The sequence below is a fragment of the Pseudomonas sp. AC239 genome, assembly GCF_979258545.1.
The window spans coordinates 302,497-316,842 of sequence record NZ_OZ409864.1 but is presented as its reverse complement, the minus strand read 5'-3'; the positions used below and the strand labels follow the sequence as shown (position 1 = coordinate 316,842).

At 59.2% G+C, this 14,346-nt stretch carries 11 protein-coding genes, 4 tRNA genes and 1 pseudogene; 10 read left to right on the top strand and 6 right to left on the bottom strand.

Annotation, left to right across the window (positions count from 1 at the left end; all coding sequences use genetic code 11):
* Positions 1-185: 185 nt before the first annotated feature.
* Positions 186-884 (top strand): orotidine-5'-phosphate decarboxylase, encoded by a 699-nt coding sequence (pyrF, locus tag ACZ0AZ_RS01485; protein ID WP_129997403.1) that lies wholly within the window; start codon positions 186-188, stop codon positions 882-884.
* Positions 885-1,009: 125 nt separating this feature from the next.
* Here pyrF and ACZ0AZ_RS01480 read toward each other — a convergent pair whose 3' ends face one another.
* Positions 1,010-2,014 (bottom strand): NADP-dependent oxidoreductase, encoded by a 1,005-nt coding sequence (locus tag ACZ0AZ_RS01480; protein WP_463538591.1) that lies wholly within the window; start codon positions 2,012-2,014, stop codon positions 1,010-1,012.
* Positions 2,015-2,247: 233 nt separating this feature from the next.
* On the opposite strand from ACZ0AZ_RS01480, the gene ACZ0AZ_RS01475 reads away from it, so the two are divergent.
* The 4 genes and pseudogenes from ACZ0AZ_RS01475 (at position 2,248) to ACZ0AZ_RS01460 (ending at position 6,676) form a co-directional block, all read left to right on the top strand.
* Positions 2,248-3,009, top strand: a complete 762-nt coding sequence (locus ACZ0AZ_RS01475) for an SDR family oxidoreductase (RefSeq protein WP_039764164.1) — start codon at positions 2,248-2,250, stop codon at positions 3,007-3,009.
* A gap of 190 nt (positions 3,010-3,199) precedes the next feature.
* Positions 3,200-4,600 carry an aminotransferase-like domain-containing protein gene (locus ACZ0AZ_RS01470; protein WP_039764163.1) on the top strand — a complete coding sequence of 467 codons (1,401 nt, stop codon included), beginning with the start codon at positions 3,200-3,202 and terminating at the stop codon, positions 4,598-4,600.
* 108 nt (positions 4,601-4,708) lie between these two features.
* A pseudogene (locus ACZ0AZ_RS01465) lies at positions 4,709-5,815 on the top strand (HAMP domain-containing protein); the annotation flags it as partial.
* The gene (locus tag ACZ0AZ_RS01460; RefSeq protein ID WP_372241007.1) at positions 5,795-6,676 is read left to right on the top strand and encodes a methyl-accepting chemotaxis protein; all 882 of its coding nucleotides are present in this window, start codon (positions 5,795-5,797) and stop codon (positions 6,674-6,676) included. The pseudogene ACZ0AZ_RS01465 and the gene ACZ0AZ_RS01460, both read left to right, overlap by 21 nt.
* A 255-nt stretch (positions 6,677-6,931) precedes the next feature.
* Here the strand turns inward: ACZ0AZ_RS01460 and ACZ0AZ_RS01455 are convergent, their stop codons facing one another.
* On the bottom strand, positions 6,932-7,690 hold the full coding sequence (locus ACZ0AZ_RS01455) for a hypothetical protein (RefSeq protein WP_039764159.1): 759 nt from the start codon (positions 7,688-7,690) through the stop codon (positions 6,932-6,934).
* A 383-nt stretch (positions 7,691-8,073) separates the two neighbouring features.
* Between ACZ0AZ_RS01455 and ACZ0AZ_RS01450 the strand changes: the two genes are divergently transcribed.
* From ACZ0AZ_RS01450 to ACZ0AZ_RS01435, 4 genes are all read left to right on the top strand, one after another.
* Positions 8,074-8,149, top strand: a tRNA-Glu gene (locus tag ACZ0AZ_RS01450).
* Between the two features lie 2 nt (positions 8,150-8,151).
* Positions 8,152-8,227, top strand: a tRNA-Gly gene (locus tag ACZ0AZ_RS01445).
* 104 nt (positions 8,228-8,331) lie between these two features.
* Positions 8,332-8,407 (top strand) — tRNA-Glu (locus ACZ0AZ_RS01440).
* Between the two features lie 3 nt (positions 8,408-8,410).
* A tRNA-Gly gene (locus ACZ0AZ_RS01435) sits at positions 8,411-8,486 on the top strand.
* A 136-nt stretch (positions 8,487-8,622) separates the two neighbouring features.
* On the opposite strand, the gene ACZ0AZ_RS01430 is transcribed toward ACZ0AZ_RS01435, so the two are convergent.
* From ACZ0AZ_RS01430 to ACZ0AZ_RS01415, 4 genes are all read right to left on the bottom strand, one after another.
* Positions 8,623-10,362 carry a dipeptidase gene (locus tag ACZ0AZ_RS01430; protein WP_463538590.1) on the bottom strand — a complete coding sequence of 580 codons (1,740 nt, stop codon included), beginning with the start codon at positions 10,360-10,362 and terminating at the stop codon, positions 8,623-8,625.
* Positions 10,363-10,547: 185 nt separating this feature from the next.
* Positions 10,548-11,186, bottom strand: coding sequence for a LysE family translocator (locus tag ACZ0AZ_RS01425; protein ID WP_463538589.1), 639 nt, complete (start codon positions 11,184-11,186; stop codon positions 10,548-10,550).
* Between the two features lies 1 nt (position 11,187).
* Positions 11,188-11,958 carry a 2OG-Fe(II) oxygenase gene (locus ACZ0AZ_RS01420; protein WP_463538588.1) on the bottom strand — a complete coding sequence of 257 codons (771 nt, stop codon included), beginning with the start codon at positions 11,956-11,958 and terminating at the stop codon, positions 11,188-11,190.
* A 90-nt stretch (positions 11,959-12,048) separates the two neighbouring features.
* Positions 12,049-12,675 carry an alanyl-tRNA editing protein gene (locus tag ACZ0AZ_RS01415; protein WP_129997398.1) on the bottom strand — a complete coding sequence of 209 codons (627 nt, stop codon included), beginning with the start codon at positions 12,673-12,675 and terminating at the stop codon, positions 12,049-12,051.
* 89 nt (positions 12,676-12,764) lie between these two features.
* On the opposite strand from ACZ0AZ_RS01415, the gene ACZ0AZ_RS01410 reads away from it, so the two are divergent.
* Positions 12,765-13,763, top strand: a complete 999-nt coding sequence (locus ACZ0AZ_RS01410; RefSeq protein ID WP_463538587.1) for a LysR family transcriptional regulator — start codon at positions 12,765-12,767, stop codon at positions 13,761-13,763.
* Positions 13,764-14,346: the final 583 nt, after the last annotated feature.

Sequence of the window (14,346 nt, the reverse complement as noted above, 5' to 3'; positions counted from 1 at the left end):
TTGCGCCGGCGAGGCTAACCCCGGTGCGTGTTGCGGGCGTGTCGGCTGTGTATCGGAGTCGACACATTGGCCGCGCCGGCTAAGCTGATCACGGTCGGCGCGACGATTTACCGATCATCGGGTGCCGCGCCGCCGCCGGTTCCGCTACAATGCGCGCCGTTTTCGACCAGCCTGAGAGCCCATCCATGTCCGCCTGCCAGACTCCTATCATCGTCGCCCTGGATTTCCCCACCCGTGACGCCGCACTGAAGCTGGCCGACCAGTTGGACCCGAAACTGTGCCGGGTCAAAGTGGGCAAGGAACTGTTCACCAGCTGCGCGGCGGAAATCGTCGGCACCCTGCGTGACAAGGGTTTTGAAGTGTTTCTGGACCTGAAATTCCACGACATTCCCAACACCACTGCGATGGCCGTGAAAGCCGCTGCCGAGATGGGCGTGTGGATGGTCAACGTACACTGCTCCGGTGGCCTGCGCATGATGGCGGCCTGCCGTGAAGTGCTGGACAAGCGCAGTGGTCCGCAACCGTTGTTGATTGGTGTGACCGTGCTGACCAGCATGGAGCGCGAGGATCTGGCCGGTATCGGCCTGGATATCGAGCCGCAGGAACAAGTGCTGCGTCTGGCGGCGCTGGCCGAGAAGGCCGGGATGGACGGCCTGGTCTGTTCGGCGCTGGAAGCGTCGGCGCTGAAAACCGCGCACCCGTCGCTGCAACTGGTGACCCCGGGGATTCGCCCGGCGGGCAGCGCGCAGGATGATCAACGGCGCATTCTGACCCCGCGTCAGGCGCTGGATGCCGGTTCCGATTACCTGGTGATCGGCCGTCCGATCAGCCAGGCGGCAGATCCGGCGCAGGCGTTGGCGGCGGTGGTAGCCGAAATCGCCTGAAACTATTGAAGATCCGACTGTGGGAGCGAGCCTGCTCGCGAAGAGGGAGTGTCAGTCGGCATCATTACCGACTGATCCACCGCTTTCGCGAGCAGGCTCGCTCCCACATTGGTTTCAGGCTTGCCTTAAACCTTCAACACTAATTTGCCAAAGTTTTCGCCGTTGAACAGTTTCATCAGCGTCTCCGGGAACGTCTCCAGTCCTTCAACCACATCTTCCTTGCTCTTGAGCTGCCCGTTGGCCATCCAGCCGGCCATCTCCTGCGCGGCGCTGGTGAACTGCGCGGCGTAGTCCATCACCACAAAACCTTCCATGCGCGCGCGATTGACCAGCAGTGACAGGTAATTGGCCGGGCCTTTGACCGCTTCTTTATTGTTGTACTGGCTGATCGCGCCGCAGATCACCACTCGCGCCTTCATGTTCAAGCGGCTCAGCACCGCGTCGAGAATGTCACCGCCGACGCTATCGAAGTACACGTCCACGCCTTTCGGGCATTCACGTTTGAGTCCGGCCACAACATCTTCGGCCTTGTAATCGATGGCGCCGTCAAAGCCCAACTCATCGATGAGGAATTTGCACTTGTCGGCCCCGCCGGCGATGCCAACGACGCGGCAGCCTTTGATTTTGGCGATCTGCCCGGCCACGCTGCCCACCGCACCGGCCGCGCCGGATAGCACCACGGTGTCACCGGCTTTCGGTGCGCCGACATCGAGCAGGGCGAAGTAGGCGGTCATGCCGGTCATGCCCAGTGCAGACAGATAGCGTGGCAATGGCGCGAGTTTCGGGTCGACCTTATAGAAACCGCGCGGCTCGCCGAGGAAATAATCCTGCACACCGAGGGCGCCGTTAACGTAATCGCCGACGGCGAAGCCAGGATGGTTCGAAGCGATGACTTTTCCCACGCCCAGTGCGCGCATGACCTCACCGAGACCGACCGGCGGGATGTAGGACTTGCCTTCGTTCATCCAACCGCGCATGGCGGGGTCGAGGGACAGGTATTCGTTTTTCACCAGAATCTGTCCCGCCTGTGGCTCGCCGACCGGTACTTCCTGGTAAGTGAAAGTTTCGCGAGTCGCGGCGCCCACCGGGCGTTTGGCGAGCAGGAACTGGCGATTGGTCTGGTTGGTCATGACAGGCACTCGAATGGAAGGAAGCCTTGTTGATAGCTCTTCAACGGCGATGTCGCAAGGTTGGCTGATACGGCGAATGCGAGACGATCCAGTGCAGTGATGGTTACGCGGCGGGTTTCATCACTGCAGCGCATGCGCCGGTAAACAGCGATTGCATAGTGCTGACGCGCTTTCGCCGCCCTTGGCTATGCTGCGACGCAACATCTCCAGTTTTTGCATTCGAGGACATCTCCATGAGCATGACGTTTTCCGGTCAGGTGGTTGTAATCACGGGAGCCGCCTACGGCATCGGTCGCGCGACAGCCCTGGCGTTTGCCGCCGAAGGCCTGAAAGTGGTGGTGGCTGACCTTGACGCGGCTGGAGGCGAAGGCACGGTGGCGCTGATTCGTACAGCCGGTGGCGAAGCGTCCTTCGTGCGCTGCGATGTGACGCTGGAAAGCGATGTAAAAAATCTGATGGATGAGGTGATCACTACCTACGGGCGTCTCGACTACGCCTTCAACAACGCCGGGATCGAAATCGAGAAAGGCAAACTCGCCGACGGTTCTTTGGACGAGTTCGACGCGATCATGGGCGTCAACGTCAAAGGCGTCTGGCTGTGCATGAAGTATCAGTTGCCGCTGCTGCTGGCCCAAGGCGGTGGCGCGATCGTCAACACGGCGTCGGTGGCCGGGCTGGGTGCAGCGCCGAAGATGAGCATCTACGCGGCGTCGAAACATGCGGTGATCGGCCTGACCAAGTCGGCAGCGATCGAATACGCGAAGAAGAAAATCCGCGTCAACGCTGTGTGCCCGGCGGTAATCGATACAGACATGTTCCGCCGCGCCTACGAAGCCGACCCGAAGAAGGGCGAATTCGCCAACGCCATGCACCCGGTCGGACGCATCGGCAAGGTCGAAGAAATCGCCAGTGCTGTGCTGTATCTGTGCAGCGATGGCGCGGCATTCACAACCGGGCACTCTCTGGCGGTGGACGGCGGTGTGACCGCGTTTTGACATTCGCCCTCATCCAACGAACCCGCCTTCGCGCGGGTTTTTTTGTGCCTCGCGCTCTGCGGCGTGAATGCCGTTAAACAATGTGTATCAAAGAGTTAGAACGGCTGCATTTGACGCGTTTGTCGCACAGCTTCGACGGCGCGGCTGTGATTTACTGCTGTCAGCAAAACGGACAGGAGTTTGCGAGCTCATGGAACTGAGAATTGACCGACAGGCAATGGTGCCGGTCGTGCAGCAGGTTGTCGACGGTCTGACGGACTGGATTGTGCAAAGCGGCGTCCCGCCTGCAACGCGGTTGCCCTCTGTGCGGCAAATCGCCCGCGGTAATCTGCTCAGCCAGTCGTGCGTGGTCGAGGCCTGCGAGCGCCTGGTGTCGCAGGGTGTCCTGACCACGCGTCAGGGCTCCGGCTTTATCGTTGCGGCGCCGCCGACGCTGCGCGATGCAGATCCGGAACTCGCCGGGTTCGAGGGGCGCCATGCCTGGTGCAGTGAGATCAGTGCTGCGAGCGGTCGCTTGAAACTGGGGCAGGGCAGCTTGCCGTCGAGCTGGCGCGAGCCCGACGACCTCAGCTACGCGTTGCGTGAGGTCGCGCGCACCGATATGGACAGCCTGTTCAATTACAGCTCGCCGCTGGGCCTGCCAGCGCTGCGCGAGCAAATTGTCAGGCGCCTCAAAGTGCTGAATATTGCTGCCTGCAGCAGCCGGCTGATGAGTACCAGCGGTGCCAGTCATGCGCTGGATCTGATTGTCCGCACCCTGTTCAAGGCCGGCGATTGTGTGGTGGTGGAAACGCCCGGTCATGCACCGTTGTTTGACCTCTTGCGCATGCACGGCATACGGATGCTCGAAGTGCGCCGTACATCGAACGGGCCAGATGTCGAAATGCTTGAATCGGTACTTCGTCAGTTTCGTCCCGGCGCCCTGTTCATCGGCAGTCATCATCACAATCCCACCGGCAGTTGCCTGACGCCCGCCGTGGCCCAGCGCATTGTGCAGTTGAGCAAGCGCTACGATCTGCAGGTGATTGAGGATGATGTCTACGCTGACCTGCACACCGGCAACGGTACGCGGCTGGCGGCGCTGGATCATGAGGGCCGGGTCATTTACGTGGGCAGCTTTTCCAAGACACTGAGCAGTTCGTTACGCGTCGGCTTTGTTCTGGCAGACAGCCACCTGCTGACGCGTCTGGCCGAGGTCAAGATGATCAGCGGCATGGGCTGTTCGAGACTGGCTGAGGCGGTGCTGGCGAGGCTGATGGCGACCGGCGCCTATCGCAAACTGGTACAACGTCAGCGCCAGCGCTTGAATGCCGATCGCGCAGCGGCCTTGCAGGCCCTGGAAGATGCCGAGTGGGAAGTGTTCGGCAAGCCGGTTGGCGGACTGTTCATCTGGGCGCGGGCACGATTGAAGGATCAAGCATTGGTGCGCAGCCAGGCTCAGCATTGCGGGCTGGAGTTATCGGCAGCAGATGCCTTCAGTCCCAGCGGCGAGGCGGGCGATTGGCATCGCATCAATGTGGCTTGTGCCTGTGACCCACGGGCCCGGCAGTTTCTTCGCAATACCTGCGCGGATCGACCTCCAGCATTCTGAAAACGACGCGGGCGTAGCTTTTTGCCATTATTCCGACGCCCGAGACTTGTGCTGGTTCGGGCCCGTTGCGAATCTTCGGCAACAGACTTTGGCAGGGGACTACGCGCAATGATTTCGGCCGTGCAAGGACGTTTTGCCAACCTCGGTATGGCGAAAAAACTGGGTATCGGATTTGTGCTGGTTTTGCTGTTGACTGCACTGGTCGCGGCGATTGGCGTCTGGTCCCTGCAAACGATCAGTCTGCGTTTCGACGGATTGAAGCAGATGTCCGCGCTCAACAGCGGGTTGCTGAATGTGCGCCTGCTAGAGCAGGAGTACGCGCTGCGTAGCAATCGGAAAACTGCCGATGCCTTGCGTGAAGGCGTCGATGGGTTGGTTGTCCTCGCCGGTGAGCTCAGGGCGCAAACGCCGGCCAATGTGCCGGTGATGAACGATGTCGAGCAAGCGCTGGGCGCGTATCGCAAGGCATTCGATGAGTTTGTCTCGCTGAGTCAGGCCAAGGATCTTGCGTTGGAAATGGCCAGTTGGTCGGTGTCCAGCGTGGCCAATAACCTCGATGTGTTGCAGGCCGGGCTCGCCGATGATGGCGCCTACACATTGAAAGACACCGAGGGCAAGGACGGCGCCCAGTTCATCGAACAGGCCAATCAGGTCAGTCAGGTCTCGCGACTGATGTTGCAGGCGATGAACGAAGCGCGCGTGCGTCTGGATCAGAGCCGCAAGGGCGATGCCGACAATGCCGGTCAAGGCAACATCGAGCAGGCGGCGCAAGCACAGGAGCAGGCCGAGGCGCTGAAAACCACGGTCAAGGACGAGGGCTATCTGACCGTGCTCAATGAAGTCTCGGGACATATCGCTGGATTCAACGAAAAACTCGCCGAATACACCGGTTTGCTGGCGCAAGAAAAAACGGTTTATGACCAGTTGCATCAGCGCGCGGCGCAGGTGGTGGACCGGGTCAATCAGGCCTATGTCGCCGAAGATGCTTCGATGCAGGCGGAGCTGAAAAAGAACACGGTGTTGATCATTGGCTCTTCGGCGCTGGCCTTGTTGGTCGGATTACTCGCCGCGTGGGTGATCACGCGCCTGATCGTTGCGCCGCTGCGCAGTGTGATTCGTGTGGCGCAGCAGATTGCTGCGGGTGATCTGACGGCGAAGGTCGAGGTAACGCGCCGCGATGAAATGGGTCAGCTGATGTTGGCGATGCAGCAGATGGCTGCCGGCCTCGGCACGATTGTCAGCGGCTTGCAGGCCGGTATCGAGCGCTTGGCCGGTTCCGCGCAATCGCTGTCGGCGGTGACCGAGCAGACCAATCTGGAGGTCAACAGCCAGAAGGAGGAAACCGAGCAGGTCGCCACGGCCATGAACCAGATGACCGCCACGGTACATGACGTTGCGCGCAATGCCGAAGAGGCGGCGCTGGCGGCGCAGACGGCGGATGACAAGGTCGAGAGCGGCCAGCAGGTGGTGCGCCAAAGCATGGCGCGGATCGAGCAGTTGGCGGATTCGGCGACGTCTGCCAGTTCCAGCATCGAGAGCCTCAGCGCCGAGATTCAGAATATCGGCACGGTGCTGGAGGTGATCAAGAGCGTGGCCGAGCAGACCAATCTGCTGGCCCTGAACGCGGCGATCGAAGCGGCGCGGGCTGGCGAGCAGGGCAGGGGATTTGCGGTGGTGGCTGATGAAGTGCGTGCATTGGCACGGCGTACGCAGCAATCGACCGAGGAGATCGAGCGCCTGGTCAGTGCCCTGCGCGCGGCGGCGCAGTCGTCGGTGCAGCAGATTCGCAGCAGTGGCGAGCTGGTGAAGCTGGCGGTCAGCGATGCGTTGCAGACCGAGAGTGCGTTGGGGAGTATTGCGGCGGCGGTATCGTTGATTCAGCAGATGAATCAACAGATTGCGGCGGCGGCGGAGGAGCAGAGTTCGGTGGCGGAGGAGATCAATCGCAGTGTTACGCAGATTCGTGCGAGTGCGGATCACTCTTCCGTGGCCATGCGCGGGAATGCGGCTTCGAGTGTTGAGCTGGCGCAGTTGGGTGGGGAATTGCGCTCGATGGTCGGGCATTTTCGGCTTTGAGCCCTTCGCGGCCTTTGGGCCGACCAGGTTCTCGGCTTCGACGCGTGGGTATGGCCCGGTTTTGCTTTTGCTGTTCTGTGGGAGCTGGCTTGCCAGCGAAGGCGGCCTGCCAGCCGACCGATTTTTACCTGAGAACACTGCTTCCCGATGTGGGAGCGAGCCTGCTCGCGAAAGCGGTCTTCAATTCACATCCTCTTTCAAGTCACCCACAAAAAAGCCACCCATGAAGGTGGCTTCTTTACCAGCATCCCCGACTCAGTCGTAAATCACTTTCTTCTTCCAGTCCGCATCGGCTTCGACATCCTTCAAACCGGCGGTCAGTTGGTTTTCTTCACCTTCCACCGGGGCAATCTTGTCCATGACCTGGGCGTTGGCTCGGGCGAGGAGTTTTTCCAGGTATTGCAGTTGCTCGGCATACATCTGCGGGTCCTGCTGCTTGCGCAGATATTGCACGCCGCGTTCGAAGGCGAGGCGGGCCTGGCCGGGTTGGTTTTGTTGCAGGGACTGTTGGCCGAGGTTGTTGAAGAATTCGATGTGCAGCAGTACGAGGATGTGGCGCACTTCGCGAATCCATTGCTTGGCTTCGTTCGGTGGCAGGAAGCCGTCGTGTGCAGCGCGGGTGATCTGGCCATGCAGGGCTTCGAGAAGAAAGCGCACGTCTTTGGCTTTGGCCTCGGTCAGGATCGGCGCGGGCGGGTTGTTCACCGGGATCGATTCGCCCTGGGCTACAAGTGCGCTGAGTTCGGTGATGCGGGCCTTGGTGGTTGCGCTGGTCTTTTCCAGATTGAGCAGGCGCTGGCAGACGTTGAGTTCCAGGCGGGTCAGCAGCAGCTTGAGCGCTGGGGTCATGAACTGGCCAGGGAAGGTTTCGGTCAGTTCGCCGCAGCGGCGCAGGCGGTCGTTGAGTTCGACTTTGGTGCGGGCCTTCTCCAGTTTGTTGTTTTCCACCACATGGTTCATGTAGCCAATGGCGATCAGAATTGCGATCCCGGCTACGACTAGCAGGGTGATCATGAGTGGTGTCACCGGTAAGACCTCTTTATAGGGTTCGCATGCGAGTGTAGTGGCTGGGCATTTAGGCGCCTAGCGCCGCTCGACGGGTTTGATCGGCTGCTGCAATCTGTATCGGCCGCCGGCTGTATAGATGAATGCTGGCGCTGGATGTGCAGATTGCCATCACTGTGCGGTGACTATAACGTCTTGGCGAGTGGCGGAATATAGGCGTCAGGTTTCGGACGACGGAAAAGCCCTACGCGGCCCGTAATCCAGGTCGAAGTCATTGATTTAAATAAATTTATATCAGGGGGTTGACGACCCCTCAATCCATCCATAGAATGCGCGCCACTTGCAGCGTAAAGCACACAGCGAAACGCGGCAGGGAGTGAATGTTGTAGTGTGTCCCCTTCGTCTAGTGGCCTAGGACACCGCCCTTTCACGGCGGTAACAGGGGTTCGAGTCCCCTAGGGGACGCCAATGCGGGAATAGCTCAGTTGGTAGAGCACGACCTTGCCAAGGTCGGGGTCGCGAGTTCGAGTCTCGTTTCCCGCTCCAATTTTAAACAGCAGCGCTTTCGGGCGGTGCTGAGTGAAACCAGAACCAAGTCTTCGGATGCGGATCTGGACACCGAAACACACACCATGTGTTCCGGGTAGCGTGTCCCCTTCGTCTAGTGGCCTAGGACACCGCCCTTTCACGGCGGTAACAGGGGTTCGAGTCCCCTAGGGGACGCCATTTGCGGGAATAGCTCAGTTGGTAGAGCACGACCTTGCCAAGGTCGGGGTCGCGAGTTCGAGTCTCGTTTCCCGCTCCAATTTCACAAAAACGCCGATCAGTGATGATCGGCGTTTTTGTTTGTGCGCGTTTTGCGGCGGCCATAAAAAAGGACCTTTTCACAGGTCCTTTTTTATTTTGAGCCCGGTTATCAATGATCGGGCTCAGGCAGAGCTTTACAGCTTCGGCAATTGCCCGACACGGCCCATCATTTCCGTGACGATCTGCAGATCCAGCAGGAACTGGTCGACGGTCTTGAACTCGCCATCGGTGTGGCCGGTGTATTTGGCTTCAGGTCGCGCCAGGCCGAATTGCACGCCGTTCGGCAACTCGTGAACCGACGTCGCGCCAGCGGAAGTACCGAATTCCGATTTCATGCCGAGGTTTTCGCTGGCCACGGCAAGCAGCGCCTTAACCCATTCACCTTCGGGGTTGCGATACATCGGTTCGGCCACGGAATAGTCGAACGCTACAGCGACATGAGTCTTCTTGCTCCAGGCATCCAGTTTCTCTGCGATCTCAGCCTTGAGCTTTTCCGGGGACTTGCCCTTCGGTACGCGCAGATTCACCGCCAGCTTGAAGGTTTTGTCATCCTCACCGACGTAGGTCAGCGAGGTGGTCAGTGGCCCCATGAACGAGTCGGAGAAGTCCACGCCGAGTTTTTTGCCCAGGTAGTCCAAGCCCCAGTTGTCATCGGCATAACGCGCGGCATCGGTGAACTGGTTGTGCTTGAGCGCGACTTTGCCGTCCAGGCTGTTGATGAAGCTCAGCATTCGCGCGACCGGGTTGACGCCGGACTCTGGTTCGGAGGAGTGCGCAGACACACCGGTTACGGTCAGTTTAACGCCTTTGCCATCAACCTTTGCAGCGACTTCAAAGTCGCCGCCATTGGCTTTGGCGTAGGCGTCGCCGGCTTTTTGCAGACTGGCGGCAAGCTCGGCTGGCTTGTCGGTTACCAGTGTGACCACCGAAGCGGACGGAATCTGGTTGGTCGCTTTGCCGCCGGTCATCGAAATGATTTCCGCACCGTTGCCTTCACCTTTGCGCTTGGCAAAGTTGGCCATGACAGTGCCGTAACCTTTTTCGGCGATCACCACCGGATAACCGCCGTCCAGCGCCATGTTGTAGGTTGGCGTCGGGTTGCGTTCGAAGTAATAAGGAATGGCATCGCCGCTGGTTTCTTCAGTGGTGTCGACCAGCAACTTGAAGTTGCGCGCCAGAGGCAGCTTCTCGTCCTTGATCACTTTCATGGCGTACAGCGCGACGACGATAGCGTTCTTGTCATCCTCGGTGCCGCGACCGTACATACGATCGCCAATCAGCGTGACTTTGAACGGGTCGAGTTTGGTGCCGTCCTTCAGCACCCAATTTTCCGGAGTCACCGGCACCACATCGGCGTGGGCATGAATGCCGACGACTTCGTCGCCTTTACCGTCCAGAGAAATTTCGTAGACACGGTTATCGATGTTGCGGAATTTCAACCCGAAGGATTCGGCGAGCTTTTGGATCTCGCCGGCGATCTTGATGAATTCCGGGTTGTCGTGTTGCTCCACGCCATCCTTGCGGAAGGTCGGGATTTCAACGAGTTGGCGCAGGGTTTCCAGCGCGGCCTTGCCGTATTTCACTCGGGTGTAAATGCCGAGCAGGCGGTGAATTTCGTTCTGCTGCTCGTCGTTCAAGGTCTTGTTGTCGAGGAAGGCGCTGATGGACGGGTTGAGGTTATCCGTCTTGGCCAGATCGCTTTTCGCCAGGCTGCCAAGGAAGCTGCGGAAATCCGTCAAGCTCTTGCCGTCGAAGGATTTCAGGATCGCTGCGCTTTGCTCGGCAGTGATGTTTGCTTGTGCGGCGCTGGTAAACGCGGTGAGGCTGGCCATGACGAGCGTGGCAGCGGCCAGTTTTTTCAGGGAAAAGACCATGGAACAGGCATTCCTTTGCAAAGGATTGGGAAATTATTTCTGACGCTTGCGACAGAAACATTTTGTAAACCTAACACTGCGAGCGCTGGGAGAGGGAGTCTCAAACTTGATCTGTCGCACAGAAATGCAAAAGAGACGCACAAATGAAACTGTCCCGGCAGCTGCGCCGGGACTTTTTATGGGGCCTACATCGATAGCATCAGGCGTCCGGCAAACAGAATCAGGATGACGCCCATGCTGCGCTCGAACCAGTGTCCGAGGCGCATGAACAGCAGGCGCACTTTGTTGCTGGAGAAAAACAGCGCGACGATGACGAACCACAACGCGTTGACGAAGCACATCCACAGTCCATAGAGCGCCTGAATCTGCAGCGGCGTGCTGGTGCTGATGATCGTGGTGAAAATTGCCAGGAAAAACAGCGTGGCCTTGGGATTGGTCGCATTGGTGAGAAAACCGGTGCTGAATGCCTTGAACAGTGACTGTTCAACCAGTGGCTCATCGGCGGTTTTCTCGCCTTCGACGCTGCTCTTCGGTTTGCTGCGAATCAGGCTGACGCCCAGATAGAGGATGTACGCCCCGCCCACCACTTTGGCCACGGTCAGCAGCCACGGTGTGGTGTGCATCAAAGCGCCGACGCCGAGCAGGGTATACAGCACGTGCACGGAAATTCCCGCGCCGATGCCCAGCGCAGTGCAGATACCGACGAGCCGACCGAAGCGCACGCTTTGGCGGATGGTCACAGCGAAGTCCGGACCGGGTGCAACCACGGCGAGAAAATGGATGGTGGCCAATGCGAGAAACTCGCCCAGGTAATTGGCAAGCATGTCAGCTCCAGAAAGTCAGAGGGGAAGCGTTGCCGCGATAGCCGACAAAGAACGACAGGCTCAAACGCGGGTCGGCCACGCCCGGGGTTACCGAGTGCATGCGCCGCGAATTGAACATGATGAAATCGCCGGGCTGCGGTCGTACTTCGAGGGCGGGCGGCCCCAGCAGGGACGGCTCGATGCCATAACTGTCGCCGCGCATTTCGTCGAATTGATCCGGGGTGATGTGGTCATTCCACATCTGCAAGGCGCCACCCTCGGTGGGCATGTTCAGGTAGACGTTGCAGGCAAATTGCGCCTCGAGGCTGCGCGCCTGAAAACTGTCCGGGGCGTCCTTGGCGAAGATGTCGTGATGAGCAAGAAAGCGCACGCCGGGTTTGACCACGCGAGACAAGCCGACATACATTTTGCGCCCGTAAAGGTTTTCCAGATGCGCGCCAGCGGGCCAGGATTCGTCAAGCATGCAGCGCAAGGTGTCGATCGGCGAAGAGTAGGGCGCGCAGCGCTGGCGCAGTTCGTCGATGTTGCGGGTCGCGCGTTCGAAGTAATCCTCGATCAGCAGCGGCTGGTTTTCTGCCTCGTAAAAGGCCATCCCAATGCGGCCGATGCTCGGTGCGTTGATGTAGCCTTCAAAGCCGGGAGCGAGAATCTTGTCGCCAATTTCGATCGCCAGTGGCTCGGGCAGAAAGCGTTTGACGCGGATGGCGAGGACTTCTTCGTTGGCCAGTTTTTTTATGCACGTCTCATCGAGACGCTCGACGTCTAGCATCATTTGTTTTAGGTCCATCTATCGATAGTCAACGGAAACGGCGAGTGCGGTTCCCCGGCGTCGGACCCTGCGTAATGGCAGGGTCCGAAATGCTCAATCCACGCTGTAGTGGACGGACAACGTGCCTTTCTTCTGCGAAAGCGAGGCGATCGTGATTGTGCCCAGATCCTTCAGGCTGCGTACGTGGGTACCACCGCAGCCAAAGGCTGGCAGTTCACCAAAACTGATTTCCCGCGCGCCTTCGCGCAGGGAAGTCAGGCGCGGCAGATCGTGTTCGATCCACTGCTCGATGCCGGTTTGCACGGTGGGTGCATCGACTTCTTCTGCGCCATCGCCCGGTTTGAATTGCACCCGACCTTCGTCCGGCCAGTGGTGTGCCTTGATCGGCATCCAGCCCATGGCCTGAATGAAATGACCGATCAGGTGCCCGGCCGAGTGCATGCGTGTGTTGAAGCGGCGGCGCTCTTCATCGATGCGGATGACGGTCATGCCCAGCGGCAGCGGGCGGTCGACGAAATGCACAATGCGCTCAGGTTCCTGCACGACTCGTGACACCCGGCTTTCACCAATCCAGCCGGTGTCGCTAGGCTGACCGCCGCCCTGCGGGTGAAACAGGGTCGCGCGCAGCACTACGGCGAATTCGTTCTCGTGGGGTGTGCAGTCGAGGACTTCGACATTCGCCTTGAGGTCATCACTGTGAAAAAACAGGCGAAGCGTCATATTCCATGCCCTGATCGAAGTTCTGTTTTTATTATATGAATCGTGCAATAACGTGATAATCCGTTCGAACATCAAAGGACTTGTGCGTCGTGAGCATCAATCTTCCGCTGCCGCTGCTGGGTGAAATGGCGATTTTCGTCAAGGTTGTCGAGACTGGCAGCTTCTCTGAAGCGGCGCGGCAGATGGGTTCGTCTCCCTCAGCGGTCAGCCGCAGCATTTCTCGTCTGGAGAAGGCCTTGGCCACACGCTTGCTGCAACGCACCACGCGCAAACTGCGCTTGAGCGATGGCGGTGAAGAGGTGTTCAAGCGTTGCCAGGAAATGGTCAGCGCGGCCAGGTCGGTAATGGAAATCAGCGGCCAGTTCACCCACGATGCCGAAGGTCTGGTGCGGGTCAGCGTGCCGAAAGCGGTGGGGCGTTTTGTGATTCATCCGCACATGCCGGAGTTTTTGCGCCGTTATCCCAAGGTCGATGTCGAGCTGTTGCTGGAGGATCGGCAGGTCGATCTGATCGATGATCATGTCGATCTGGCGATTCGCATCACTGATCGTCCACCGGCCGGTCTGGTCGGGCGGCAGTTGCTGACCATCGATCATTTGCTTTGCGCCACGCCGCAATATCTGGCCGAACATGGCACGCCGACGCATCCTCACGATTTGCTCAATCACAGTTGTATTTATCTGGGCGAAACGCCGAGCGATGCGCGCTGGAAATTCAAGAAGGGCAGCAAGGCGGTCACGGTCGGTGTGCGTGGGCGTTATGCCGCCAATCACACGGGCGTGCGGTTGGGGGCGGTGTTGCAGCACATCGGGATTGGCAGTCTGCCGTATTTCACGGCGCGTTATGCGTTGGAGCAGAAGCTGATTGTGCAGGTGCTGCCGGACTGGACGTTTCTGGCTTCCTATCATGGTGGGTTGTGGTTGCTGCATTCGCCGACGCGGTATTTGCCGCCGAAGTTGCGGGTGTTTATTGATTATCTGGTGGAGTGTTTGCAGAAGGAGCCGACGTTGGGTAGGCCCGGGAAGTCGGTGGGCGGGGGCAATTTGGCTGTGGCGTATGAGCTGCCGGAGAGTGAGGGGTTGCTTTGAGGTTTGGCCTTGGGGCGGACCAGGCTCTTGGGGTTTTGGGTGTATATCCGTTGCTTCGGTTGTTGCTTCTGGCGGTTTCGCCCTTACGGCGAGTCACTTTTTCAGACGCCAAAAAGTAACCAAAACGCTAGCTCCTGCGTTCGGCCCTCGCAGGCTCGGGTTCCTTCGCTGCGGGACTGATCCGGGCGCAGCGGCTACGGTTTGCTTCGCTGCACCTCCTTCCGCTGTGTACGACTGCGTCGTACGGTCGCTGCGCTCCCACGCCCGGATCAATCCCTCCACTCAGCCTTCCGACGTCGCCTGTGGATCAAGATCAAGAGCGGTACTCGAGCTTGCGCTCATTGTTTTGAGTGGTTAGGAGCGGGAGGTGTCTGGCTTTGGTTTTGTAGTGGATTTTTCCATCACCCCAGCCCTCTCCCCAGGGAGAGGGAGCCGATTTTTTGGCTTTTCGAAATCTTCGACTCGGTAATTCAGGTCGACGTACCTCATCCAAACAGCGCGGTCAGTCCGCTCTCCCTCCGGGAGAGGGCTAGGGTGAGGGGCTTTTGATCTTGAAAAAAAGGCCCGCACTGAATTACCAGTG